The sequence below is a fragment of the Streptomyces sp. NPDC054956 genome, assembly GCF_053609185.1.
On the sequence record NZ_JBSGXB010000057.1, the window covers coordinates 1 to 24,470 of the forward strand.

Annotated in this window: 21 protein-coding genes; 9 read left to right on the plus strand and 12 right to left on the minus strand. The window is 72.6% G+C overall.

The window, feature by feature from the left end; genetic code table 11:
* Positions 1–34: 34 nt before the first annotated feature.
* Positions 35–2,983: an NACHT domain-containing protein gene (locus ACWGDE_RS12825; protein ID WP_453388998.1), complete on the minus strand. Its 2,949-nt coding sequence runs from the start codon at positions 2,981–2,983 to the stop codon at positions 35–37.
* 366 nt (positions 2,984–3,349) lie between these two features.
* On the opposite strand from ACWGDE_RS12825, the gene ACWGDE_RS12830 reads away from it, so the two are divergent.
* The gene (locus ACWGDE_RS12830; protein ID WP_453388999.1) at positions 3,350–3,961 is read left to right on the plus strand and encodes a M23 family metallopeptidase; all 612 of its coding nucleotides are present in this window, start codon (positions 3,350–3,352) and stop codon (positions 3,959–3,961) included.
* A gap of 40 nt (positions 3,962–4,001) precedes the next feature.
* Here the strand turns inward: ACWGDE_RS12830 and ACWGDE_RS12835 are convergent, their stop codons facing one another.
* The 7 genes from ACWGDE_RS12835 to ACWGDE_RS12865 all read right to left on the minus strand — a co-directional run bounded on the left by ACWGDE_RS12835 (position 4,002) and on the right by ACWGDE_RS12865 (position 10,287).
* Positions 4,002–5,123: a LamG-like jellyroll fold domain-containing protein gene (locus ACWGDE_RS12835; RefSeq protein ID WP_453389000.1), complete on the minus strand. Its 1,122-nt coding sequence runs from the start codon at positions 5,121–5,123 to the stop codon at positions 4,002–4,004.
* Between the two features lie 69 nt (positions 5,124–5,192).
* Complete coding sequence (cseC, locus tag ACWGDE_RS12840) at positions 5,193–6,503, minus strand: two-component system sensor histidine kinase CseC (protein ID WP_453389001.1); 1,311 nt, start codon at positions 6,501–6,503, stop codon at positions 5,193–5,195.
* A 49-nt stretch (positions 6,504–6,552) separates the two neighbouring features.
* On the minus strand, positions 6,553–7,260 hold the full coding sequence (gene cseB, locus ACWGDE_RS12845) for a two-component system response regulator CseB (RefSeq protein ID WP_453389002.1): 708 nt from the start codon (positions 7,258–7,260) through the stop codon (positions 6,553–6,555).
* Between the two features lie 41 nt (positions 7,261–7,301).
* On the minus strand, positions 7,302–7,970 hold the full coding sequence (locus ACWGDE_RS12850) for a hypothetical protein (RefSeq protein ID WP_453389022.1): 669 nt from the start codon (positions 7,968–7,970) through the stop codon (positions 7,302–7,304).
* 38 nt (positions 7,971–8,008) lie between these two features.
* Complete coding sequence (locus ACWGDE_RS12855) at positions 8,009–8,569, minus strand: SigE family RNA polymerase sigma factor (RefSeq protein ID WP_069920779.1); 561 nt, start codon at positions 8,567–8,569, stop codon at positions 8,009–8,011.
* Between the two features lie 171 nt (positions 8,570–8,740).
* Positions 8,741–9,649 carry an A/G-specific adenine glycosylase gene (locus ACWGDE_RS12860; RefSeq protein WP_453389003.1) on the minus strand — a complete coding sequence of 303 codons (909 nt, stop codon included), beginning with the start codon at positions 9,647–9,649 and terminating at the stop codon, positions 8,741–8,743.
* 29 nt (positions 9,650–9,678) lie between these two features.
* Positions 9,679–10,287, minus strand: coding sequence for a phosphatase PAP2 family protein (locus ACWGDE_RS12865; protein WP_453389004.1), 609 nt, complete (start codon positions 10,285–10,287; stop codon positions 9,679–9,681).
* A 160-nt stretch (positions 10,288–10,447) separates the two neighbouring features.
* On the opposite strand from ACWGDE_RS12865, the gene ACWGDE_RS12870 reads away from it, so the two are divergent.
* Positions 10,448–11,257 carry a hypothetical protein gene (locus ACWGDE_RS12870; protein ID WP_453389005.1) on the plus strand — a complete coding sequence of 270 codons (810 nt, stop codon included), beginning with the start codon at positions 10,448–10,450 and terminating at the stop codon, positions 11,255–11,257.
* Between the two features lie 126 nt (positions 11,258–11,383).
* Here ACWGDE_RS12870 and disA read toward each other — a convergent pair whose 3' ends face one another.
* Both disA and radA read right to left on the minus strand, forming a co-directional pair.
* Positions 11,384–12,508, minus strand: coding sequence for a DNA integrity scanning diadenylate cyclase DisA (gene disA / locus ACWGDE_RS12875; RefSeq protein ID WP_243339766.1), 1,125 nt, complete (start codon positions 12,506–12,508; stop codon positions 11,384–11,386).
* Between the two features lie 160 nt (positions 12,509–12,668).
* The gene (gene radA / locus ACWGDE_RS12880; RefSeq protein WP_453389006.1) at positions 12,669–14,084 is read right to left on the minus strand and encodes a DNA repair protein RadA; all 1,416 of its coding nucleotides are present in this window, start codon (positions 14,082–14,084) and stop codon (positions 12,669–12,671) included.
* Positions 14,085–14,315: 231 nt separating this feature from the next.
* Between radA and ACWGDE_RS12885 the strand changes: the two genes are divergently transcribed.
* A complete protein-coding gene (locus ACWGDE_RS12885; protein WP_453389007.1) occupies positions 14,316–16,136 on the plus strand; it encodes a BACON domain-containing protein in 1,821 nt (606 codons plus the stop codon).
* A gap of 43 nt (positions 16,137–16,179) precedes the next feature.
* Here ACWGDE_RS12885 and ACWGDE_RS12890 read toward each other — a convergent pair whose 3' ends face one another.
* Positions 16,180–17,025 carry a hypothetical protein gene (locus ACWGDE_RS12890; protein WP_453389008.1) on the minus strand — a complete coding sequence of 282 codons (846 nt, stop codon included), beginning with the start codon at positions 17,023–17,025 and terminating at the stop codon, positions 16,180–16,182.
* 63 nt (positions 17,026–17,088) lie between these two features.
* Between ACWGDE_RS12890 and ACWGDE_RS12895 the strand changes: the two genes are divergently transcribed.
* Complete coding sequence (locus ACWGDE_RS12895; protein ID WP_453389009.1) at positions 17,089–18,018, plus strand: Ppx/GppA phosphatase family protein; 930 nt, start codon at positions 17,089–17,091, stop codon at positions 18,016–18,018.
* A gap of 609 nt (positions 18,019–18,627) precedes the next feature.
* Here the strand turns inward: ACWGDE_RS12895 and ACWGDE_RS12900 are convergent.
* The gene (locus ACWGDE_RS12900; RefSeq protein ID WP_453389010.1) at positions 18,628–18,888 is read right to left on the minus strand and encodes a hypothetical protein; all 261 of its coding nucleotides are present in this window, start codon (positions 18,886–18,888) and stop codon (positions 18,628–18,630) included.
* Positions 18,889–19,179: 291 nt separating this feature from the next.
* Between ACWGDE_RS12900 and ACWGDE_RS12905 the strand changes: the two genes are divergently transcribed.
* The 5 genes from ACWGDE_RS12905 (at position 19,180) to ilvD (ending at position 24,427) form a co-directional block, all read left to right on the plus strand.
* Positions 19,180–20,298: a helix-turn-helix domain-containing protein gene (locus ACWGDE_RS12905; protein WP_453389011.1), complete on the plus strand. Its 1,119-nt coding sequence runs from the start codon at positions 19,180–19,182 to the stop codon at positions 20,296–20,298.
* 13 nt (positions 20,299–20,311) lie between these two features.
* A complete protein-coding gene (locus ACWGDE_RS12910; RefSeq protein WP_453389012.1) occupies positions 20,312–20,890 on the plus strand; it encodes an HD domain-containing protein in 579 nt (192 codons plus the stop codon).
* Between the two features lie 82 nt (positions 20,891–20,972).
* On the plus strand, positions 20,973–21,821 hold the full coding sequence (locus ACWGDE_RS12915; protein WP_453389013.1) for a sugar phosphate isomerase/epimerase family protein: 849 nt from the start codon (positions 20,973–20,975) through the stop codon (positions 21,819–21,821).
* Positions 21,818–22,441, plus strand: a complete 624-nt coding sequence (locus ACWGDE_RS12920; RefSeq protein WP_453389014.1) for a TetR/AcrR family transcriptional regulator — start codon at positions 21,818–21,820, stop codon at positions 22,439–22,441. The genes ACWGDE_RS12915 and ACWGDE_RS12920 overlap by 4 nt, the downstream gene beginning before the upstream one ends.
* A 135-nt stretch (positions 22,442–22,576) precedes the next feature.
* Complete coding sequence (gene ilvD / locus ACWGDE_RS12925; protein WP_453389015.1) at positions 22,577–24,427, plus strand: dihydroxy-acid dehydratase; 1,851 nt, start codon at positions 22,577–22,579, stop codon at positions 24,425–24,427.
* Positions 24,428–24,470: the final 43 nt, after the last annotated feature.

Genomic DNA, 24,470 nt, shown 5'->3' on the forward strand with positions numbered 1-24,470 from the left:
CGGGGCCCGCCATTTTGCGGTTACCTGCCGCCGGTCAGAGGTAGTCCGTCTGCGGCAGCAGACGGACCGCTGCCTGCGGAAAGCGGTGGGCCACCCGTGCCCTGAGGCTCGGATCCAGCCCGTCGCCGTGGTCGTAGACCGCGACAGTGCTGAGCGAGGGCAGGCGCGCGAACGTGGCGAGCCCGGTCAGTGCCCCGGGGTGCAAGGCGATTTCCCGCAGGTTCTCCAGTGCCGAGACCTCCGCCCACGCGGCCTCCCCACCGGGGCGCCAGTCGTCGCCGAGCCACAGCCGCAGCAGACTCGTGAGTCGTCCCAGGCCGGCCAGGTCCGGGTCGGCGTCGGTCACGTCGATCACCTCCGGGCGGGCTTCGGCGGCGAAGTCGGTGAAGGACCACGCGGTGTGCGGTGCCTCCAGTTTGAGCTCGCGCAGCCGAGGCCAAGCCGTGAGGGCCGGACCGAGGGGGACGTCGCTGCCGAGGTGGAGCTTCACGTGCTCCAAAGGCAGCCCGTGCAGTGCGGCCAGGTCCCGCAGCGCGGGCCAGGCTTCGATGGTGAGCTCCCGAAGCGAGGTGTGGCCGCGCAGGAATTCGGCGTCGCTCCCGCCGTCGAAGTTCCACAAGCCCAGGCCCGAGACCGGTTGGCGGGACAGGAAGCGGGTCAGGGCGCCCCGGGTCACCGGTGGGCGGACGATCAGGCTGGGCGGGCCGGTGAAGCCCGTCAGCGTCGCGAGGGCGGCGTCCGAGTCGACGACGAGGCCACGGGGCGGCGGGACCATGCGCGCCAGCACCTCGGCGGCGTAGTGCTCGGTGTCGAACCGCTCCCAGACCCGGGTCAGTGTCGCGCGAAGCTGTTCGTCGGGGTGGTGGCAGTAGCCGGCGAGGTATCCGACGGCCGCCTCGGACCCGGTCTCCGCCGCCGCGATCACGGAGAGCCGGGCGGTGCGGTTCGACTCCTCGGCGTAGGGGAGCAGCTCCAGGATCAGCGGCCCGATCCGGCCGAGTGCGCGCGCCGCTTCCTCGTTCCGCGGCGGTATGAGTCGGCGGGCGGCCGTCCGGACCTCCCGGCGCAGATCGGGGTCCAACTCGGCCGCGTACTCCAGCGACGCGAGGGCCAGCAGGACGGCCCGGTCGGTGTCCCGGACCAGCAGGTCGCCGATGATCGCCGCGCGGTCGTGGGGGCGGCCCTGGGCGACGGCCATGCGGATGACGTCCTCCCACTGGTCGTCGTCCGCGTGCCGGGTCAGCTCGCCGAGGCCGCCCTCGTCCAGGGCGGCCCGGGCGCCGAGGAAGTCCTGGAAGGTGCGGTGGACGAATTCAAGCCTGTCCTCCGTGGGGGCCCGCAGGAGTCCGGTCCGCTCCAGGAAGTGCTTCAGTACGGCCGGGGCCTCGCCGAGCACCTGGGCGGCCAGTACGGCAGGCAGTGCGCCGGCGATCAGCTCCTCGGCCCGGCTCCGGCGGATCTGCGTGCGGCCGTTGCGGATCAGCCAGTACGCGAGGCGCTGGAGCAGTTGTAGTTGTGGTTCCTCGGCGAGGTCGGGCAGGCGCAGCTCCCGCTCGCGGTCGCGGCGGTGCAGCAGCATCGACAGGGCCGCGGTGTAGAGCTCCTTGCGGCCAGAGGGCAGGAAGCCCCGGCGTTCGCGGTGCAGGGCGCAGATCAGCCCGCACAGCAGCGGGTTGGTGGCGAGGCGGGCCAGCTCCGACTTGGTGGCCAGGGAAACCAGCAGCTGGTCGCGGAGCTCCTCGCCGGCCTCCGCCGCCGCGTGCCAGCGGCTGACGAAGCCGAGCACGTCGTTTCGGTTCATGGGGGAGAGGGTCAGCTCGGAGAAATCCTCGGAGGCCAGCCAGTCCTGGCGGACCGCCGAGGGGCGGGAGGTGACCAGCCAGCGGTTGTCGGGGTAGGCGGTGAGTAAATCGGTGAGCCAGTCGCGGGCGCGGGCCCGCTCGGCCTCCGGGATCTCGTCGATGCCGTCCACCAGGACCAGGCCGCGTCCCGCGCCCAAGACCCGGCTCTCCCATCCCTCGGGGGCCCGCCCCTTCAGCGCGGTGGCGACCAGGAAGTCCTCGGGGGCGGGCAGCCGCTCCCCGTAGCGGGTCAGGTTCCGCAGGGGCAGGACGAAGGGGATCAGGCCGCCCTCGGGCTCTTCCCGGGCGGTGGAGACGGCCAGCCACTGGATCAGGGTGGTCTTCCCGGAGCCGGCCTCGCCGCGCAGGAGCACGCGGGTCTCGCGGGCCAGTAACTCATCGGTCGTGAGGGCGTCGGAGGAGAGGGCGGCGCCGCGCGGGGCGGAAGCGGCCTCCAGGGTCACGTACGCCGTGTCCAGCGGCCAGCGGGCGGAGCCCGGGGGCAGGTCGAGCCCGAAGATCGTCAGGGTGCTGTGCCGTTTGACGAGGTACGCCAGGTACTGGACCTCGAACTCCGCGTCGCGGCCGTCCTGGCGGGGGGTCCGGATGAGGATCTCGTCGACCTTGGCAATCATCTCGGCCTGGCGGCGGGCGCTTTCGACCAGGGCCCGGGGGATGTAGCTGGAGCGGCTGGTGAAGAACTGCAGGATGTGCAGGCAGGTGGTGACCAGCAGCCGGTCGTGGAAGAGCTCCGCGTCCCGCCCCAGGCCCGTCGGGGGCGCTGCCTTGCGCAGTGCGGCGGCGAAGGCGTGCTCGCCCATCGCGACGGCCTGCGCGTCCTGCATGTCGAGGTCCCCCACCGCGTGGAGGGTGACGGCCAGCGCGGTCGCGACGCCCGCCTCCTCGCCCGGCGGCAGCGGGCTCTCGCCGGGGGCCTTCAAGGCCCGTGCGACCAGCTTGTCGGCGAGCTTGCGCAGGTCGTCCCGGTCCAGGTCGCGCTGCTCGCGCAGGGAGACGTACGAGGAGATCCGCACGGGATCCTTCGCGAGGCCGGCGCCGGCTCCCTCCCCGCGTAAGAGCGTCTTCACGAGGGGGGTCACGACCCCCGAGGCCAGCCGGATCCCCACCACGGATGCGTCCACGAGGCGGAGCGTAGCTCCAGGCGGAGCGGGGTTGCAGGGCTTTGGTCCCGAAGGGGGTCCGCAGAGGTCCCGCGCCGGTGACAAGCCGCACAGGGCAAATCGGACCTACTAGGAACATTCGTAGAGCTGAGCGTCCGATTTGCCCCACCCATGCCCCAGTAAGGAGGCGGTCAACAGGACCGACAGCCCTCTCCGCTCCTACGAGCCCGGGTAGTAATCGGGGGGTTTGGGGAAGCCCGGGGGCGCGGGTTACCAAGGATGGCGAGCAAGCCCGGCGCCCCCAGCGGAGTGCCGGGTCCTTTCTTGCCAGAAGCACCTGAAACACCCGAAGCACCGTCCTTGTCCCCGGCCCCGGAGGTCTCCTTCATGTCCGCGAAGCGCGTCAGCACCCGTCGTACCCGTATCGCCATCGGCGCCACCGCTCTCGGTGCGGCCCTGGCGCTCGGGGCCGGGACGACCGCCTTCGCGGACGAGACCCAGACCGCCCTGAGCGGCACCGCCGAGCTGGTGGCCGCCCAGGCCGGCGCGCAGGCCGCGGCCGCCGCCGCGAAGCCGGCCGGGGCCTGGGAGAAGCCGGTGTCGAGCTACACGCTCTCGGCGACCTTCGGCAAGGGCGGCAGCATGTGGTCGCACAAGCACTCCGGCCAGGACTTCGCCGTCCCCGTCGGCACCCCGGTCGACGCCGTCTCGGCGGGTGTGGTCGTCAAGGCCGGCCCGAACGGCGGCGGTGACGGCCCGGCCTACGGCAACGCCATCGTGATCAAGCACGCGAACAACACGTACTCGCAGTACGCGCACCTCTCGAGGATCCAGGTCAAGATCGGCCAGAAGGTCGGCAAGGGCCAGCGGATCGCCCTCTCCGGCAACACCGGCAATTCGAGCGGCCCGCACCTCCACTTCGAGATCCGGACCACCCCGAACTACGGCTCGGCCGTGAACCCGGTCGCCTTCCTGCGTCAGGTCGGCGTCACCGTCTGACCCCGCTGCCGCCCGTCGGGGGGCTGCAGCCCGTCGGGGATCAGAACAGCAGCCAGGAGCCGACCGGCCTGATCGAGGCGTCGAGCTTGCCCGGCTTCTGGTCGTTCACCTGCTCCGGCGACAGCGCGATCCGGTAGACCCGCACGCTGTCCATGGCACCCGTCCAGGCCCCGGCCCAGTTGTCCAGGGCACGGGTCCGGCCCAGCTCCAGCGGACCGGGGGCCTTGTAGACACCGGGAACCCTGGTCTCGCTGATCTGCTTGCCGTCGACGAACAGCGTGATCATCTTGGTCATGTCGCTGTAGGTGCCGGTCAGCTCGGTCATGGTGTTGTCCATCTTGAGGCCCTCGGCCACCACGGTCTTGGTGGTGGCGTCCGCACCCGCCGCGTCCGTCTGGACCCGGAAGACCCACGCCGGCTTGCCGTTCACCTCGTCCGAGCCCAGCTCGAACGAGAACGTCTTCTCGTTGCCCTGGCTGATGGCGATCTGCCGCCCCTTGGGGGCGCTGTTCGAGACGCGGGCCGTGACGGTGAAGCTCTGGGACACGTCGAGGAGCGCCTTCTCGGACTCGGCGTACGAGTTCGCGGTGCCCGTCGTGCGGAACTCGTACCGCTTGTCGACCGCGGCCGCGGTGGCCTCCCCGCCCATCTTCAGGTGGGCCTTGGCGGTGCGGTCCCGCAGTTTCGTCGGGTCCTCCGCGACGGTCGGGGTGTTGTCCACCGGAGCCTTGGACCCGCTCACCGAGGGCGAGGCGGAGGCCGCGGGGGAGGCGTCCGCCTTCGCGTCGTCCTTCGATCCGGACCCGCCGTCGCCGAGCAGCAGGAAGGCTCCGCCGCCGGCCAGCAGGGCCAGTACGGTCACCCCGCCGCCGATCGCCCACAGCCGCTTCTTGCGCCGCTCCTGATCGGCCCCTTCCGCCAGCGCGCTCCAGTCCGGCTCTTCGGAGGACGGCTGGGCCTGGGGCGGGTAGCCGTAGCCGGGCGCGCCCGCCGGGCCGCCGGGCGGCGGTCCGAAGGCGCCGGACGCGGCCGACGCGGCCGAAGCGGGCGGGTACCCGTACCCGTCCGCGGGTATCTGCCCCTGCGGGTAGCCGTAGCCGCCGGGATGGGCGGCGTTGGGCTCGGGCTGGGGGCTGTTCGGGCGATCCGTACCGTCAGTCATGGGTCGGATGCTAAGACATCGGCGAACGCGGTCGAACATCCGATCGGCCCGGCGGGAACCCGCCGGTCCTCACGCGGGCGGGAGGACCGGGAAGCTGCCCGTCGCCGTCGGGGCGTGCTCCGGCAGCCACAGCACCGCCACCGCGCCCGCCGCCCCGCCCTCGCGGACGTAGCCGCCCGGGGCCGCCACGTTGCGGAAGGTCAGCCGGGCACCCAGGACCCGCGCCTGCCCCTCCGCGATGGTCAGCCCGAGCCCGTGACCCACCCCGGCCCGGTCCGTCGACCCGGTCCTGAACCGGCTCGGCCCCTCGCGCAGCAGTGCCTCCGGGAAGCCCGGTCCGTGGTCGCGGACCCGTACCACCCGGCCCTCGACGTCGACCTGCACCGGCGCCCGCCCGTACCGCGCGGCATTGGCGAGGAGGTTGCCGAGGATCCGCTCCAGGCGGCGCGGATCGGTGCTCACGATCTCGTCCGCGACGATCCGTACGCTCGCCTCCGGCATCAGGGAGTTGACCCGGCGGTTCACGAACTCGCCCAGCGCCACCTCCTGGAGCTCGGCCCGCTCGGACGCGCTGTCCAGCCGGGCCACCTCCAGCACGTCCTCGACCAGCGCCCGCAGGGCCTGCGCGCGGTCCCGTACGAGCTCGGTCGGCCGCCCCGGGGGCAGCAGCTCCGCCGCCGTGAGCAGGCCCGTCACCGGGGTGCGCAGCTCGTGCGCGATGTCGGCGGTCACCCGCCGCTCGGCCTCCAGCCGCTCCTGGAGGGCGTCCGCCATCGCGTCGACGGCCCGCGCGAGGTCGTCGGTCTCGTCGCGTACGACGCCCCCGACGGCGTCCCGCACCCGTACCTCGGGATCCCCGTGCGCCACCCGCTGCGCGGCGGCCGCGGCCTTGCGCAGCCGGCGCGAGATCTGGCCGCCGATGAGCACGCCGAGCGCGGAGCCGCCGATCACCACGGCGAGGGAGCCGACGATCAGCGCCCGGTCCAGGTCGCGCAGCATGTTGGCGCTCTCCCGGAACGGGGTGTGCAGCGAGAGCACCTGCCCGTTGCCGAGCGGCAGGGCGGCCCACACCTCGGGGAGCCCGCGCGGGTTGTCCTGGATGTAGGTGCCGCGCCTTCCGGAGTGGGCCTTCTCGCGCAGTTCCTTGGGCAGCTCCGGATCGTTGAGCTTGGCGCCCATCTGGGGCTTGCGGCCGGCCTCGGCAGTGCGGGAGATGAACTGCACGCGGTCCAGCTGCACCTCGCGGGCGCTCTCCAGCATCGACACGCGGGCAGCACTGTGCACCACCAGGCTCAGTGCGATGGCGGTGAGCGCGCCCACGGAAGCGATGGCGAGCGTGATCTTCCAGCGGATCCCCGTCCGCAGGGTGAACCTCTTCATCTAAGGATTCATCCCCGCGCTCGCCCCCGCGTTCTGTCTTCTCAAGGCATCAGGCCTTCAGCTTGTATCCGAAACCCCGGACCGTCTCGATCCGGTCCTGTCCGATCTTGGTGCGCAGCCGCTGGACGTGGACGTCCACGACGCGGGTGTCGCCACCCCAGTCGTAGTCCCAGACCCGCTCCAGCAGCCGGTCGCGCGAGAGCACGGTGCCCGGGGAGGTGGAGAACTCCAGCAGCAGCCGCATCTCGGTGGGCGTCAGCGCCACCGAGGCGCCCGCCTTGCGGACCTCCATGCCCTCCGTGTCGACCTCCAGGTCCCCGAAGACCAGCACCCCGCGCTCGGCGGAGTCGTCGTCGGCGGCCGCGGACCCGTTCTGCGGGCCGCCGGCGTGGCCGAAGCGGCGCAGCACCGCGCGGATGCGGGCGACCAGGACCGAGCCGTCGAAGGGCTTGGTGACGTAGTCGTCGGCGCCCGCCTCCAGGCCCAGGACCACGTCGATGGAGTCGGCGCGCGCCGACAGCATGATGACGGGCACGGTGGACTCGTCGCGGATGCGGCGGCACAGGCTCACGCCGTCCATGCCGGGCACCATCACGTCGAGCAGGGCGATGTCGGGCCGGTTCGCCCGGAAGGACTCCAGTCCGGACAGCCCGTCGGGCATGGCGGTGACCACGAACCCGTCGCGTTCCAGCGCCAGGGTCGTGGCCTCACGGATGACGTCGTCGTCCTCGACGAACAGGACATGGGTATCGGCCATGCGGGAGCCTCGCCTCGCCTCTGTACTCGGTTCTTCTGTGCTCAGTTCTTCGGGCTGACGGCCGGGGCGGGTGCCGCCCCGCCGTCGACCACGTTGCTGTAGTCGGTGTGCACCCGGTCCTGCTCGGTGAACTTCTCCCCGTTCCAGCGGTACGTGATCAGGTCCTCGCCCGACGGATAGGACAGTGCGTCGCTCTTCCCGTAGACCTGCTTGGTGACGACCAGGTCGCCCCGGTCGATCTCCGCGTAGACGGGCGGCTGCTCGTCCGAGAACACATTCTCGTACTTTCCGTCGTCCGCCCGGTACACGTACGAGCCGCGGCCCAGCGCGTCGGCGCAGGACAGGACGTTGACGACGATGTCGACCGCGGGGCCGCCGGTGACCTTCCCGTAGCTGACGTCGACCGGGTACTCCTTGCCCGTGCAGGGCTTCAGGTCCCGCTTGACCTCGGCGCCGACCTTGGGGTCCGCCATGATCAGCGCGATCGGGTCGATCTTCTTGCCCGGCTTGCCGGAGGCCTGCGGGGCGGGAGTGGCAGGGGTGGCGGGGGCGAACGAGCCGGTGTGCTCGGAGGGCGCGGAGGACGGGGGAGCCGTCTTGGCCACCGACTCGGTACGGGCCGGGCCGCCGTCACGCAGCCCCGTACCCCCGGTGGCGCACCCGGCCGCGAACAGCACGGTGCCGGCGAGGACGCAGACCCCCGCCGACATCAGTACCACCGAGCTCTTGCCGTTCAGGCATTGGCCATTCAGGCCGCGCACCGCTCACGCCCCTCGTACCGGATGGTGTGGTCACCGCGCTCGAGCGCGCGCATGTCCAGGTCCCGGCTCTCCAGTTCCTGCCGGAGGCGGGCCAGCGCGCGGTGCAGAGTGCTCTTCACGGTTCCCGCCGACATGCCGAGCGCCGCGGCCGTCTCCTCGGTGCTCATCTGCTCCCAGTGTCGCAGCACGACCACGCTGCGCTGCTTGGGCGCGAGCACCTTGAGGATGTCCATCAGCAGGGCGCGGTCGGCGCGCTGGTCGGAGCCGTCCTCGACGGAGGCGTCGGGGAGCTGCTCGGTGGGGACCTCTTCGAGCTTGCGGGCACGCCACCACTCGGTACGGGTGTTGATCATGACGCGGCGAAGGTAGGCGTCGGCGAGGGACTTGTCGGCGATGCCGTCCCAGCGGCCGTAGGTGCGGACGAGGGCGGTCTGCAGGAGGTCCTGCGCATCGGTCGGGTCCGGGACCAGGCGACGGGCACTGCGCAGCAGCGCGTCCTGCCGGGTGCGTACGTACTCTTCGAATTCGAGTACCTCGCCGTGCGCCATCTCAGACCGCCTCCGCTGACGTTCAACCGCTGATCCGCTGCCTTACGAGTTCGAAGGTACGGAGGCGTTGTCACGGGCCTGTGCGGGTCAGCCTTCGGTGGGCGCACGGACACCCATAGGTTGTGTAACAGAGCCCGTGAGCTGCGGTTTCTCCGGTCCAAGCGGAATCTCTCAGTCAGCTTTCGGGAGTCCGGCGGGCAGCCGGTACATCCGCCCGGCCAGCGGCTCCACCAGCCCGTCCGCGACCAGCCCGTCCAGTGCGCGGGCCCGCTGCACGGGCTCGTCCCAGACGGTGTCCAGGACGGACTGCGGCACTGCGCCGACCGCCTCCCGGAGCACCGCGAGGAGCTTGCCGCGCACCTGCCGGTCCGTCCCGGCGTACGTCTGGCCGCGCCGGGCCGGCCCCTCGTGCGGGGGCTTCCCGGCGAGCCGCCACGCGCACAGGCCGGAGACGGGGCAGCGCCCGCACTCCGGGCTCTTGGCGGTGCACACCAGGGCCCCGAGCTCCATCGAGGCCGCCGCCCAGCGGGCCGCGGTGGACTCGTCCTCGGGCAGCAGGGCCCGCGCCAGGCGCCGCTCGGCGGCCGTCGTGGCGTTCGGCGGGTACTCGACCCCGGACGCGGTGCGCGCGAAGACCCGGCGCACGTTGGTGTCGAGGACCGCGTGCCGCTGCCCGTACGCGAAGGAGGCCACGGCGGCCGCCGTGTACTCGCCGATCCCGGGAAGGGCCAGCAGCTGCGCGTGATCGCGCGGTACGTCGCCCCCGTGCCGTTCCGTTATCGCGGCGGCCGCGCCGTGCAGGCGCAGGGCCCGGCGCGGGTAGCCGAGCCGGCCCCAGGCCCGTACGGCCTCGCCGGGGGCCTCGGCGGCCAGGTCGGCGGGGCGGGGCCAGCGGGCGATCCACTGCTCGTAGACCGGCAGGACCCGGCTGACGGGGGTCTGCTGGAGCATGAACTCGCTGACCATCACCCCCCAGGGCCCGGCCTCGGGACGGCGCCAGGGCAGATCGCGGGCGTTCGTGTCGAACCACGCGATGACGGGGGCGTGCAGCGCGGCGGGAGGTGTGGGGGATGCAGTCATGGCAGACGGCATCCTGGCACGTTTCGCCCCTACCGTGCGGGGCCGCGGCCGGTGATCAGGACAGCGGCGCGGACTCCGCGCGCCCGGGCGGCGGTGACGAGCCCGGTCACCGGGCCGGTGAGCGCGAGGACCGCGAGCGCGGCGAGGCTCGCGCCCAGCAGCAGGCCCATCGCCACGTCGTGCGGATAGTGCACTCCGACGAAGACGCGGGAGAAGGCCATGAGCAGCGCGAGCGGAACGGTCAGCAGCGCGAGGCGGGGCAGGGCCAGGGCCAGGGCGACGGCGGCGGCGCCCGCTATGGCGGAGTGGTTGCTGGGGAAGGACCAGTCGCCGGTGGCCGGGCACGTGATCAGCGAGGCCGCCGCTCCGGCCACGGCCCGGCAGGGGCGCTCCTCGTCGACGCTCGACTTCACCAGTTCCGAGGCGACGTAGGCCAGGGCGGTGACGAGCGGTGCGAGGACGGCCAGGGCGACGGCGCGGGGCGCGTCCCGGCGGCGCGAACGCCACCAGACGGCGACGAAGAGGGCGCCGAAGACGAACAGCCCGTATTCCGTCCAGACCTCGAAGGCGGATTGCACCCAGGCGGGGGTGGAGTGGGCGAAATCGGTGACGTCGAGGTAGAGGCCGGAGCTGTCCATGGTGACCGACGGTACTCAAAACGGAATAACGGCTTCATCAGATTCTTGGCTGATTCTCGGCGCCATCGGCTCCCCCCGCAGGATGATCATCGGCAAAACAAGCCGAGTGCGCGGCATGTGGGGCACTGATCGCGTCCCGAACTCTCGTAAAGTTCCGTCCGTGGGATCTCTGCGCAATCCGGTCGGGCCGCTCCCCTCCTCCATCTACTGGCGACGGAGGGCCGTGCTGGCTTCCGTCGCCGCGCTCCTCGCACTCCTCGCCGTATGGACCGTCAGTTCCGGCGGCGGGAAGTCGAGTACGAACGGCAAGGGCCAGGGCGGCTCCGATCCCGTCACCCAGATCACCCCCGGACCCTCCGGAACGGGTCCGGCGATCAGTCAGGCCCCGGGCGGGCGCGGCGAGTCGGGCTCGGGCGGCGGTACGGGCACGGGTACCGGCTCCGGCGCCGGCGCGAGCCCCGGCACGGGCAAGAACGGCGAGCCGGGCGGCGGACCGGGCTCGCCCGACCCCGGCGGCGCGGGCGGCTCCGCCCCCAACCAGACCGTCCCGGCGGACTCGCCGCTGCCCACGTGCGTGCCGAGCGCGCTGCAGTGGGAGGTCAAGAGCGTGAAGAACGAGTACGAGGCGAACGAGAAGCCCCGCCTCGAACTCGTCGCGCGCAACGTCTCCGGCACCACGTGCAAGGTCGATCTCGGCCCGAAGCAGGCGGTGCTGACCATCACTCAGGCGAGCAACGCCAAGCCGGTCTGGTCCTCGGCGGACTGCCCGACGGGCGCGGGCAACGTGTTCTTCCGGGTGCCGTCGCAGGGCGAGACCAAGCAATCCCTCGAATGGGACCGGCACTTCAGCGCGGCCGCCCAGTGCGCGTCGCCTCCGGCGGGGGTGGCGGCTCCGGACACGTACGTGGTCGAGGTGAAGTCCCCGGGGATGCAGGTGGCTCGAACTTCGTTCGTTCTGAAGCCGGAGTAGCCGGCGCGGCGCCGTTGCCGGGGGCTTAGCCCCCGGACCCCCGCGCCTCAAACGCCGGCGGGGCTGGATTTTGCCGGCGTTTGAGGAGCGGGGTCCGGGGCGGAGCCCCAGCAGCGGACCCGCAGGTCAGACGTAGCGCTCCAGGATCGAGGACTCGGCCAGCCGGGACAGGCCCTCGCGGACGCTGCGCGCGCGGGCCTCGCCGACGCCGTCGACCGTCTGGAGGTCGTCCACCGACGCCGCGAGGAGCTTCTGGAGCCCGCCGAAGTGCTCCACCAGCCGCTCGATGATCGCCCCCGGCAGCCGGGGAACCTTCGCCAGCAGCCGGTACCCGCGCGGGGACACCGCCGAGTCCAGCGTCTCCGGCGAGCCCGTGTACCCCAGGGCCTTCGCCACGATCGCCAGCTCCAGCAGCTCCGGATGCGTCAGCGCGTCCAGCGCCGGGAGCGCCTCGTCCACCGTGCGGGAACGCTTCGCCGTCGGCTCCGGGACGTAGTCCCGGATCACCAGCTCCCGCTCCTGCTCGATGCCGACCGTCAGCTCGTCCAGCTGGAGCGAGAGCAGTCGCCCGTCCGTGCCCAGCTCGACCACGTATTCCGCGATCTCCGTCGCGATGCGCCGCACCATTTCCAGCCGCTGCGCCACCGCCGTCACGTCGCGGACCGTCACCAGGTCCTCGATCTCCAGCGCCGACAGCGTTCCCGCCACCTCGTCCAGCCGGAGCTTGTACCGCTCCAGCGTGGCCAGGGCCTGGTTCGCCCGCGACAGGATCGCCCCGGACTCCTCCAGCACGCGCCGCTCGCCGTCCACGTACAGGGCGATCAGCCGCATCGACTGGGACACCGAGACGACCGGGAAGCCGCACTGCTTGGAGACGCGGTCCGCGGTCCGGTGCCGGGTGCCCGTCTCCTCCGTGTGGATCGACGCGTCCGGCACCAGCTGGACGCCCGCCCGCAGGATCTTGGTGATGTCCTTGTCGAGGATCAGCGCGCCGTCGAGCTTGCACAGCTCGCGCAGCCGGGTCGCGGTGAACTCCACGTCCAGGACGAAACCGCCCGTGCACATGGCCTCGACGGACTTGTCCATGCCGAGGACGATGAGCCCTCCGGTGTTGCCGCGAACGATCCGTTCGAGCCCGTCACGCAGCGGCTGACCGGGTGCGACCGCGCTCAGCGAGGCACGCATCATGGCCTCCTGCTTGGAGCTCGCGCCCGACTTTCCGGATGCTGCTGCCCCGTCCTTGGCTGCCACTGCACTCCTCCGGTCGCGGGTCGTACCGCCTGCGTACCGCCGGGCGGACCAGGCCAAAGTCTACCGGCGCGGCCCGCGACCCCGCCGTGCCTTGGCCCGGCCGGGCCGAGGAGCACCCCGTCCGGGCCCCCTGACCTGCGGTTCGACCCCCCTGGGTCGGCTATCCGGCGTCGCGGTCCTTCGCCGTCGTACGCGACCGCCCGCGCGGCAGGACCCGTAGCGCGTCGCCCATGTCGGCGACCTCCGTCACCTTCATCCCGGCCGGCACCTTGCCCGGATCCCCCGGCACCAGCGCGTGCGTGAAGCCCAGCCGGTGCGCCTCCGCGAGCCGCCGCTGCACGCCCGTCACCCGGCGGACCTCGCCCGCCAGGCCGACCTCGCCGATGGCGACCAGGTTCTTCGGCAGCGGTACGTCGCTGGCCGCCGAGGCCAGCGCCAGCGCGATCGCCAGGTCGGCGGCCGGCTCCGTCAGCTTCACCCCGCCCACGGTGGCCGAGTAGATGTCCCGCTTGCCGAGCGCGGTGATCCGCCCGCGCTGCTCCAGGACCGCCAGCATCATCGAGACGCGCGAGGTCTCCAGCCCGGAGGTGGTCCGGCGCGGCGAGGGGATCTGCGAGTCCACCGTCAGCGCCTGCACCTCGGCGACCAGGGGCCGCTTGCCCTCCAGGGTCACCGTCAGGCAGGTGCCGGGGACGGCCTCGGCGCGCCGGGTCAGGAACAGCCCGCTCGGGTCGGCGAGTCCGGTGATGCCCTCGTCGTGGAGTTCGAAGCAGCCGACCTCGTCCGTCGCGCCGTAGCGGTTCTTCACGCCGCGCACGAGGCGCAGCCGCGCGTGCCGGTCGCCCTCGAAGCTCAGTACGACGTCGACCAGGTGCTCCAGCAGCCGCGGACCGGCGATCGCGCCGTCCTTGGTGACGTGGCCGACGAGCAGGGTGGACATCCCGCGGTCCTTGGAGGCCCGGATCAGCGCCCCGGCCACCTCCCGGACCTGCGCCATGCCGCCGGGCGCGCCGTCGATCTCGGGGGAGGCGACGGTCTGTACGGAGTCCAGGATCAGCAGCGAGGGCTTCACCGCGTCGAGGTGCGCGAGGACGGCGGAGAGGTCGGTCTCCGCGGCGAGGTAGAGGTGGTCGCTGAGCGCCCTGATCCGGTCGGCCCGCAGCCGCACCTGGCTCGCCGACTCCTCGCCCGTCACGTACAGCGTGCGGTGCTCGTCGCTGGCGGCCTTCGCCGCGACGTCGAGCAGCAGCGTCGACTTGCCGACGCCCGGCTCGCCCGCGAGCAGGACGACCGCCCCCGGCACCAGCCCGCCGCCCAGGACCCGGTCCAGCTCGTCCACGCCGGTGCTGCGCGCGGTCGCGGTCCGGCCGTCGACCTGCGCGATCGGCACGGCTGCCGTGGTGACCCGGCCGGCCGCGGTGGTCCGCACGGCGGGTGCGCCGCCCAGCTCCTCGACGGTGCCCCAGGCCTGGCACTCGGGGCACCGGCCCAGCCACTTGGCGGTGGAGTACCCGCACTCGGTACAACGGTAGGACGGCCGGTCCTTGGCGGATGAACGAGATGTACGGGCAGCCATGCGGCCCACCGTAGCCGCACCCTGTGACAGTCCCGGCGGGAGCCGGTCCCGGCTCCCGCCGGGCTCCCGGCGCAGGGGCGGTCGGCGGGTCCCGTGCACCCGTACTCCGCCCGCCGTGGCGTGCACCGTCAGGGGCGCTGTCAGCGCGGAGCCGATCTGTTCACCCGTAAGGGCTAAAAGTGGTGAAGGCTTCCGGAGCGCCACCGGCGCGCCGCCTACGGTCGCCCAGTGATGAGCAGCAACCAGGGACACCCCGCAACGCGCACCGGCGCACACCGGGCGCACGGGCGCACGCCCCCCGAGGGGACCGGGGCGGAGCAGCCGCCGCCCTTCCGGCACGAGCCCTACCTGGACGGCCTGTTCACGTACTGCCTCTCGGTCCTGTGCGACCACGACACCGCCACCGACGTGCTCGGTGACGTGCTCGCCGTCGCCGAGAAGCACCCCGGCCGCTGCCCCGACGAGGGGGACCGGCGCGCCTGGCTGTACGCCCTCGCGCGCTGGGCCTGCCTGCGCCGGCTGGCCGAGCGACGGCGTACGCGGCACGGCTACGGGGGAGCCCATTCCGCCCGGCGTGCACCGGAGCACGCCGGCCCGGGCCGGGCCCCGGACACCGTCGCGGCCGACCTGAACGCGGCCGCGAACGCCGGGGCGAGCGCCCCCGCCGGCGCCGGGGCCGACGGGTCCGCCGCCGCGCCCACCCGCACCGGCACGCTCGACGTATCCGCCTACCGCCGCACCGAGCTCGCCCGCCTCGCCTGGCCGGAGGCCGCCGGCACCACCCCCGAGCAGCGCGAGGCCCTCGAACTCGCCGTCCGCCACCGCCTCGGCGTCCCCGAACTCGCCGCCGTCCTCGGCACGCCCCCGGCCGCCGCCCGCGAACTGCTCACCGGCGCCGCCTGCGAGGTCGAACGCACCCGCGCCGCCCTCGCCGTCGTGGAGACCGGCAGCTGCCCGACCGTGTCCCGGCTCACCGGTGACGACGGCGAGGGCGGGGGAGACGGCAACGTCCTGCTCTCCTCCTCCCTGCGCGCCGAGCTCGTCCGGCACGTCGACGACTGCCCGCGCTGCCGCCGCGTCGCCGAACGCGTCGGCGCCTGCGGACCCTGGCCCGGCTCGGGCGGCATCGACACCGCGCCCCTCCCGCTGGTCCCGGCCCCGCGCACCGCCGTCCGCGCCGCGATGCTCCGCTCCGGCAGCCGCCGCGGCGGCGGGCCCGGCCCGCGCTTCGACCGCACCGGCTTCCCGATGGACCCCAAGGACCGGGCGGCCCGCCGCGAACGGCTGCGCGCCCGCGCCGTGACCACCACCGTGGTCGCCACCGTCGTCGCCGCCCCGGTACTGGCCCTGTGGGCGGCGTACCGGGGGGCACCGAGCACCGGGGAACCCGTCGGCAACGGCTCCACCCGCATCTCGGCGAGCGAGGCGCAGCTCCCGCTGGCGCGCACCGACGGGCGCCCGCTGGCCGACTACGAGAACGCGGGCAACGCCGCGGCCGTCACCGGCGGCCCCGAATTCGCCCCGGGCACGGCAGCCCCCGACGTCTCCGTCGAGGTCATCAGCAGCGGCGCGCCCTCCCACACCCCCGGCGCACCGGGAGCCCCCGGCCGGCTGACCGCGACCGCCGCGTCGCACGGCTCGACCACCCTGCTGACGCTCACCGCGTCGGGCGGCGCCCCGGTGGACTGGCGGCTGTGGTCCGACGCCCCGTGGCTGCGGGCGAGCCAGACCTCGGGCCGGCTGGCCCCAGGAGAATCGGTCACCCTGCGGATCACCGTGGACTCCGAGGCCCAGCCCGTGGGGGCCTGGAGCGCCCGGGTCGGGGTGGACCCGGCCGGCGCGGTGATCTCCATCCAGGGCCGCGGCCGTCCCGCGCCGACCCCGACGCCCACACCGGCCGACCCGACCCCGACGCCCACTGCGACCCCGACCCCGACGCCCACCCCCACGCCGACCCCGACGCCCACACCGAGCCCGACGCAGACGCCGAGCCCGGCCCCTTCGGACGGCACCGGCTCGCCGAGCCCGACGGCGGCGCCCGGCCCGGCGTAGGACGGCCGCCCGCCGGAACCGCGGGCGGCCGTCCCGCACCGTCCTACGCCGGCGTGACCGGGTCCGCCGGGTGCGGGGCCATCGGCAGCAGCGAGGCGAGCCGCGCCTCGCAGAGCCGCACGAGCTCCTCGTACGCCTCCTTGCCCATCAGCTCCGTCAGCTCCGGGCGGTACGACACGTACACCGGCTCCCCGGCGCCGTGCGCGGAGGTGGCCGACGTGCACCACCAGTGCAGGTCGTGGCCGCCCGGGCCCCAGCCGCGCCGGTCGTACTCCCCGATCGACACCTGCAGCACGCGCGTGTCGTCGGGCCGCTCGATCCAGTCGTACGTCCGCCGGATCGGCAGCTGCCAGCACACGTCCGGCTTCGTCTCCAGCGGCTCCTGGCCGCTCTTGACCGCCAGGATGTGCAGGGAGCAGCCGGCGCCGGCCGGGAAACCGGGCCGGTTCAGGAAGATGCAGGCACCGTCCCAGCGGCGGGTCTGCTTCTCGCCGTCGTCGTCGTGCTGGGTCCAGCCGGTCTCGCTGCCGACGTCGTGGAACTGCCACAGCTCCGGGGTCAGGCGCGCCACGTGCTCGGCGACCCGCTTCTCGTCGTCCTCGTCGGAGAAGTGCGCGCCGAGCGTGCAGCAGCCGTCGTCCGCCCGGCCGGCCTGGATGCCCTGGCAGCCGTTGCCGAAGATGCAGGTCCAGCGCGATGTCAGCCAGGTGAGGTCGCAGCGGAAGACCTGCTCCTCGTCGGCGGGGTCGGGGAACTCCACCCAGGCCCGCGGGAAGTCGAGCCCCTTCTCGTCGGCGACGAGGTCCTTCTTCGCCGGGGAGCCCTTCGGGGTCTTCGGGGGCTTCGCGGGCTTCGTCTTGGACTTGTTGGCCTTCTTCGTATTTGGCACAAACTCAAGCCTAAGCGCCCCTTACTCCATCCCTACGCCTTCGGCCCAGTAGCGTTTCCTCCCATGAGACTCGGTGTCCTTGATGTGGGTTCGAACACGATCCATCTGCTGGTGGTGGACGCGCACCCGGGTGCGCGCCCGCTCCCGGCGCACTCGCACAAGGTGGAGCTGAGGCTGGCGGAGCTGCTCGACGAGTACGGCGCGGTGACGCCCGAGGGCGTCGAGCGGCTGATTTCCGTCATCGCGGGCGCCGTGCAGGCCGCCGAGGACAAGGGCTGCGAGGACGTCCTCCCCTTCGCGACGAGCGCCGTGCGCGAGGCCACGAACGCCGACGAGGTCCTCGGCCGGGTCAAGGCGGAGACCGGCATCGACCTCCCGGTGCTGAGCGGCGAGGACGAGGCCCGGCTGACCTTCCTGGCGGCCCGGCGCTGGTTCGGCTGGTCGGCGGGCAAGCTCCTGGTCCTCGACATCGGCGGCGGCTCGCTGGAGATCGCGTACGGCATCGACGAGGACCCGGACGCGGCCGTCTCCCTCCCGCTGGGCGCCGGACGCCTGACGGCGGGCTGGCTGCCGGGCGACCCGCCGGGCCCGGACGCCGTACGGGCGCTGCGCCGTCACGTACGGGCGCAGATCGCGCGGACGGTCGGCGAGTTCAGCCGCTTCGGCACCCCGGACCGGGTGGTCGCCACGTCCAAGACGTTCAAGCAGCTGGCCCGCATCGCGGGCGCGGCCCGCTCGGCGGACGGCCTGTACGTCCAGCGGGACCTGACCCGCAAGTCCCTGGAGGAGTGGGTGCCGCGGCTGGCCGCGATGACCGCCGACCAGCGGGCGTCCCTCCCCGGGGTCTCCGAGGGACGCTCCTCCCAGCTCCTCGCGGGCGCGCTCGTCGCGGAGGGCGCGATGGACCTCCTGGGCGTGGAGTCCCTCGAAATCTGTCCGTGGGCCCTGCGCGAGGGCGTCATCCTCCGCCGCTTGGACCACTTGCCGGGGTAGCGGGGGCACGGGCCTTCGCGTGGGGGCGGTACGAGCCTGCGCGCGGGCGGTGAGTGCGGTGCGGGCGGGGGTACGAGCCTTCGCGCGCGGGCGGCCTTCACCCCCCTCGCTCCACCACCCCGGCGCGGTGGTTGCCCACCCGCCCCCCTCCTAGGTGGGGCGGGAGCCGATGGCCTGCCGGTCGGGACCGGGGCGCGGCCGGGGGCGAGCACGCCGGCGCGGAGCCCGCCTGCGGAGCGGGGCCCAAGGGGCGGTGTGCCGCAGAGCGGGATCAGGGAGCGGCGGGGGTTTCCCGGCAGTCCTTGTCTCTCCGGTTCGGGCCGGTCCCTCAAGGGCGCTCCCTGCGGTCGCGTCGCTACGCGATGGCCTGCGGCCACCCTTGACCGACCGGCCCGCCCCGGAAAGACAAGGACTGCCGGGAAGCCCCCGAAAGGGACGGTCACCTGGGCACTGGCCATGGGCCGGGCAGGATCAGCGCTCCCGAGGCCCGGCCCCGGGGGAGCGACGCCTGGCCCGGGCCCGTGAGGCCTCCTGCGGGCCCGGGCAGGGCCAGCCCGCACCGCAGGCCCTCCAGCGCAGCGCGGGACGGAAGCTCCGCGCGTCAGATCGCTACGCGCTCCTCATCGCTTGGCGTCCGGCGGCCGTCTGTGGCTGGTCATGCCGGGCCGGCGCGATGTTCTCGACTGCGGTAGAGAATTCGCGGCCGGACGCGCCCCGGATGTATGCCAACCGCATCCAGCGCTCGCGTGAAGCGGAGTCCGACACGTTTTCGTTGATCACTGCCATCAGCTCGCCCTCGACACCCGATGCGACATCGCGCACCCGACGGTGCAGCAACTGATGGGTTAGGTAGGCGTACCGCTCAGTCATCCCGACCTTCTTCCATGGAGTGGAGGAAGCGTTCCCATCCGGCATCAGCGCGGGCGAGGAGGTCCTCGCTGGGCGCGGGGACTCCTTCAGGCCGCCTGGCACGGGGCATGGGCGCTGGGGTCACGCGGTCCTGCGATTGCTCTGGGTATGAGTCCACGCACCCACGTCCTCTCGCTACGCTGAGTGGCCTGTCGGTCACCGTGCTTGCTGTGAGCGTAGGTATGGGGTGGTGCCGCCCGAAGTGACCGTGGGTACGGGTTTGTGTCGTCGACCGGTAGGCAGGGGGGAGTTATGGACAGCGATCCGCGATCCACCCTGACCACCGGTAGGGGAAGCCGTCCACGGAGTCGCGCGGGCACGGTTTCCGGGTACGTCTTCCGGCTCATCCGCGAGCAGCTCGGCCACACGCAGGACAGTCTTGCCCAGGCATTCCAGGTCTCTTCGGATGCCGTCGCCGGGTGGGAATCAGGCAGGCGGCCACTTACGGCCCTCTCCGTTGGCCAGTCGCTCCTGTACCGCCACAAGCTCATGCAGTTGGGGGCTCCTTCCGTCCTGCTCTTCGCCTTGGAGAAGGCCATGGAGGCGGACGTCCTGCTGATCAGCGCCCTTGAGGACGAGGTGCCCACCTCCGCCAGCCCGCTGGGCGCTTGGGTCCTGCAGCGTGACCTGGTCGAGATTCTGACCTGGCCGCTCAGCAAAGTGGCACCGGAACCCATGCGTGTTCTGCCGCAAGCGGCCCGGCCGCGCCGTGGCCCCACGCCCAGCGGGCCGGAACTGTCCGTGGACGACCGTGGGCGGTTCTTCCAGCGCATGCGCCGTACAGCGGAGGAGGCGCGCGGTGGCGGTCAATTCCTGTTGCGCCGCCAAGCGCTCTATCTCGCGGGCTTCGACCGGGCGGCCGACACTTTCGACTGGCTGGCGCAGCAACAGAGAGAGAAGACGCCGGACGACTGGCTCAGCCGATGGCTGAACGCCCGCTCTGTAGCGGCTGTGGCAGCTCGCCAGGGCGATCACGACCGCATGAGGCATTTCGTCGCTACCGCGCTCGAGGGCAACGACGCGGGCGAATCCGCGAACCTCAACTATTGGGCCTACTGGATCGGTGAGGCGAGTCATCCCGAGCTGTCCGACGACTTCATCGCCGATGTCGGTCGTGCTGCCTGGCCGGGGCACAGGCTGTTTCACCACCTCGTGAACGGGCTCGCGCCGCAGCACGGCTTCTTCGACCTGAACGTTCATACGCTCTGGGCCCTTCTGGCAGTCCGGCCCGGCCTCCTGCGTACGGTCTCCCGCTCAGGACGCACACTGCGGGCCCGCTTGCCGGTGCTGTTGGATGGCACCGAGCTGTCGACGCGATCGCGTCGTGAACTCGAAGGCATCCGGTACGCGATCCGCCTCGCAGAGGCGTGAGGAGGAGACAGACGTGGCTGACGACCTGTCCGCGGTGGCCCGCTTCCTGTACGAGGCCGGCACGCTGAAGAACGCGCGTCGCACGGGCTGGTGGATGGCCGGAGTGGGCAACCCCGAGAGCGTGGCCGAGCACTCCTGGCGTACGGCGCTGATCGCTTCGATCATCGCGAAGCTCGAGGGAGCCGACCCCGCGCGTGCCGCCTTTCTCGCTGTCTGGCACGACACGCAGGAGACCCGCACCGGAGACGTGAACCATTTGGGGAAGAAGTACTCCACCTCCGCCGACCCGGTCGCAGTGACGGCCGACCAGACGGCCGGCATGCCCGAACTGCTTGCCTCGGCGATCCAGGACCTGGTGGCGGAGTACGAGGCGAAGGACTCACCCGAGGCCGTCTGCGCCCGCGACGCCGACAAGCTGGAGTGCATGCTGCAGGGCGTCGAGTACCGGGCGCAGGGTTACGAGAACGCGCAGCGGTGGATCGACAACAGTCGCGCCCGTCTGGCGACCGAGACGGCCCAGCGCCTGGCGGATGAACTGCTCGGACAGGGCACCCTGGATTGGCTTCGGGCAGCCATTGGGGAGAAGGGCTGACCCCAGGGCGTCCGCGTTCGCCCCCGGGCCGGGGTGGGCGGGGTCACGGACCGGGGTGGTCGGGCACCGATACCCTGTCCCCGTGGCAAAACCAGTCCGGATCCCGACCGCGAAAGTCGCCCTCTCCACCGCCTCCGTCTATCCGGAGTCGACGGCGACCGCCTTCGAGATCGCCGCGCGCCTCGGCTACGACGGCGTGGAGGTCATGGTCTGGACGGATCCGGTGAGTCAGGACATCGACGCGCTGAGGCGGTTGTCGGATCATCATGGGGTGCCGATCCTGGCCGTTCACGCGCCCTGTCTGCTCATTACGCAGCGGGTGTGGTCCACCGATCCGTGGATCAAGCTGCAGCGGGCGCAGGCCGCGGCCGAGAAGCTCGGGGCGTCCACCGTCGTCGTGCATCCGCCGTTCCGGTGGCAGCGGCAGTACTCCCGCGAGTTCGTCAGCGGGATCTGGCGGATGGCCGATGAGACCGACGTCCGGTTCGCCGTCGAGAACATGTACCCCTGGCGCTACCGCGACCGCGAGATGCTCGCCTACGCGCCCGAGTGGGACGTCACCAAGGACGACTACCGCCACTTCACCGTCGACCTCTCGCACACCGCGACCGCGCGGACCGATGCCACCGCGATGATCGACCGGATGGGCGACCGGCTCGCGCACGTCCACCTCGCCGACGGGAACGGGTCCGCGAAGGACGAGCACCTGGTCCCGGGGCGCGGCAGCCAGCCCTGCGCCGAGCTCCTGGAGCGGCTCGCCGCCACCGCCTTCGACGGACACGTGGTCATCGAGGTCAACACCCGCCGCGCGATGTCCTCCGCCGAGCGCGAGGCCGACCTCGCCGAGGCGCTGGCCTTCACCCGCCTCCACCTCGCGACGACCGCGGGCCCGTTCCCCACCGGCCCGTCCTCCGCCCCGGCGCGCCCGTGACGGCCGCCGAGGGCGCCCGCCCCCGCCGCGGCCCGGGCCGCCCGCGCCAGGACGAGGCCGACGACGGCCCCGGCACCCAGGAGCGCATCCGCCTCGCGGCCCGTGAGGTGTTCGCGGCGCGTGGGTACGACAAGACGTCCGTGCGCGGGATCGCGAAGGTCGCCGGAGTGGACCCGGCGCTGGTGCACCACTACTTCGGCAGCAAGGACGACCTCTTCGCCGCCGCGATCGAGCTCAGCATGGAGCCCGCCCTGGTGCTCCCCGCGATCGTCGGCGCGGGCCCGGACGGCATCGGCGAGCGGCTGGCCCGCTACTTCCTCGGCGTCTGGGAGAACCCGGTCACCCGGACCCCGCTCCTCGCCGTGATCCGCTCGGCCCTCACCCACGAGGCCGCCGCGAAGGTGCTGCGCCGGCTGATCCTGCACCGGCTCCTGGAGCGGATCGCCGCCGACCTCAACGTCCCCGACCCGACCTTCCGCGCCGAGCTCGCCGCCTCCCACATGGTCGGCATCGCGATCCTGCGCTACGTCGTCCAGGTCGAGCCCCTCGCGTCGGCGGACCCGGAGACCATCATCGAACTGGTGGCCCCCACCCTCCAGCGCTACCTGACGGAAGAGTGACCGAGTACTGAGCCGCCCGTCCCGGCATCCGGACAGCCCGTCCGGATCGCGGGCAGGGGGCGTAGCCTCGTAAGAGCCATATCCACAGTCGCGGCAGGCCGACGCAGGCCGCCGCACTCATGGGGAGTGAACCCGATGCCCGAGCTGAGGTCCCGCACCGTCACCCACGGCCGCAACATGGCAGGCGCACGTGCGCTGATGCGCGCCTCGGGCGTAGCGAGCGCGGACATCGGGAAGCCGATCATCGCGGTCGCCAACTCCTTCACCGAGTTCGTCCCCGGCCACACCCACCTGGCCCCGGTCGGCCGCATCGTCTCCGACGCGATCCTCGCCGCCGGCGCCGTCCCCCGCGAGTTCAACACCATCGCGGTCGACGACGGCATCGCCATGGGTCACGCGGGCATGCTGTACTCCCTGCCCTCCCGCGACCTCATCGCGGACTCGGTCGAGTACATGGTCGAGGCGCACTGCGCCGACGCGCTGATCTGCATCTCCAACTGCGACAAGATCACCCCCGGCATGCTGATGGCCGCCCTGCGCCTCAACATCCCGGTCGTCTTCGTCTCCGGCGGCCCGATGGAGGCCGGCCAGGCCACCCTCGTCGACGGCACCGTTCGCAAGCTCGACCTGATCGACGCGATGGTCGACGCCTCGAACGAGAACGTCTCCGACGAGGACGTCCTGCGCATCGAGGAGAACGCCTGTCCCACCTGCGGCTCGTGTTCGGGCATGTTCACCGCCAACTCGATGAACTGCCTCGCCGAGGCCATCGGCCTCGCCCTCCCCGGCAACGGCTCGGTCCTCGCGACGCACACCGCCCGCCGCGCCCTGTACGAGGACGCCGGCCGCACGATCGTCGAGATCACCAAGCGCTACTACGAGCAGGACGACCACTCGGTCCTGCCCCGCTCCATCGCCTCCCGCCAGGCCTTCGAGAACGCCATGGCCCTCGACATCGCCATGGGCGGCTCCACGAACACGATCCTGCACCTCCTCGCCGCCGCGCAGGAGGCCGGGCTCGACTACGACCTCACGGACATCGACGAGATCTCCCGCCGGGTCCCGTGCCTGTCCAAGGTCGCGCCGAACGTGGCGCCCGGCGGCACGTACTACATGGAGGACGTCCACCGGGCCGGCGGCATGCCCGCCATCCTCGGCGAGCTGCACCGCGGCGGACTCCTCAACAAGGACGTCACCTCGGTCCACTCCGAGAACCTGGACACCTGGCTCGCCGACTGGGACCCCCGCTCCGGCACGGCCACCGCCGAGGCCATGGAGCTGTGGCACGCGGCCCCCGGCTGCAAGCGCTCCGCCACCGCCTTCTCCCAGTCCGAGCGCTGGGAGACCCTCGACCTCGACGCCGAGGGCGGCTGCATCCGCTCCGTCGAGCACGCGTACTCCAAGGACGGCGGCCTCGCCGTCCTGCGCGGCAACATCGCCGTCGACGGCTGCGTCGTGAAGACCGCCGGCGTCGACGAGTCGATCTGGACCTTCGAGGGCCCGGCCGTGGTCTGCGAATCGCAGGACGAGGCCGTCGACAAGATCCTCCGCAAGGAGGTCAAGCCGGGCGACGTCGTCGTCATCCGCTACGAGGGCCCGCGCGGCGGCCCCGGCATGCAGGAGATGCTCTACCCGACGTCCTTCCTCAAGGGCCGCGGCCTCGGCAAGGTCTGCGCCCTGGTCACGGACGGCCGCTTCTCCGGCGGCACCTCCGGCCTGTCCATCGGCCACGCCTCCCCGGAGGCGGCGTCGGGCGGCGACATCGCGGTCGTCGAGGACGGCGACCGGATCCGCATCGACATCCCGAACCGCAGCATCGAGCTCCTCGTCGACGAGGCCACCCTCGCCGCCCGCCACGAGGCCCTGGGCGGCGTCTACGCCCCGAAGGACCGCGAGCGCAAGGTGTCCGCGGCTCTGCGCGCCTACGCCGCGATGGCGACGAGCGCCGACAAGGGCGCCGTCCGCGACGTGAGCCGCCTGGGCTGACCCCCCGGCCCGTCCCCGCACGACAGCGGCCCCGCCCGGTCAC

Excerpts from the sequence above, each read along its gene's own strand:
- ACWGDE_RS12865 (WP_453389004.1), bottom strand. The coding sequence starts at position 10,287 with ATGGACAGCTCCGGCCTCTACCTCGACGTCACCGATTTCGCCCACTCC.
- ACWGDE_RS12895 (WP_453389009.1), top strand. The coding sequence starts at position 17,089 with ATGAGACTCGGTGTCCTTGATGTGGGTTCGAACACGATCCATCTGCTG.
- cseB (WP_453389002.1), bottom strand. The coding sequence starts at position 7,260 with ATGGCCGATACCCATGTCCTGTTCGTCGAGGACGACGACGTCATCCGT.
- ACWGDE_RS12860 (WP_453389003.1), bottom strand. The coding sequence starts at position 9,649 with ATGACTGCATCCCCCACACCTCCCGCCGCGCTGCACGCCCCCGTCATC.
- ilvD (WP_453389015.1), top strand. The coding sequence starts at position 22,577 with ATGCCCGAGCTGAGGTCCCGCACCGTCACCCACGGCCGCAACATGGCA.
- ACWGDE_RS12905 (WP_453389011.1), top strand. The coding sequence starts at position 19,180 with ATGGACAGCGATCCGCGATCCACCCTGACCACCGGTAGGGGAAGCCGT.
- ACWGDE_RS12885 (WP_453389007.1), top strand. The coding sequence starts at position 14,316 with ATGAGCAGCAACCAGGGACACCCCGCAACGCGCACCGGCGCACACCGG.
- ACWGDE_RS12900 (WP_453389010.1), bottom strand. The coding sequence starts at position 18,888 with ATGACTGAGCGGTACGCCTACCTAACCCATCAGTTGCTGCACCGTCGG.
- cseC (WP_453389001.1), bottom strand. The coding sequence starts at position 6,503 with ATGAAGAGGTTCACCCTGCGGACGGGGATCCGCTGGAAGATCACGCTC.
- ACWGDE_RS12830 (WP_453388999.1), top strand. The coding sequence starts at position 3,350 with ATGTCCGCGAAGCGCGTCAGCACCCGTCGTACCCGTATCGCCATCGGC.
- ACWGDE_RS12850 (WP_453389022.1), bottom strand. The coding sequence starts at position 7,970 with ATGTCGGCGGGGGTCTGCGTCCTCGCCGGCACCGTGCTGTTCGCGGCC.
- ACWGDE_RS12855 (WP_069920779.1), bottom strand. The coding sequence starts at position 8,569 with ATGGCGCACGGCGAGGTACTCGAATTCGAAGAGTACGTACGCACCCGG.
- ACWGDE_RS12835 (WP_453389000.1), bottom strand. The coding sequence starts at position 5,123 with ATGACTGACGGTACGGATCGCCCGAACAGCCCCCAGCCCGAGCCCAAC.
- radA (WP_453389006.1), bottom strand. The coding sequence starts at position 14,084 with ATGGCTGCCCGTACATCTCGTTCATCCGCCAAGGACCGGCCGTCCTAC.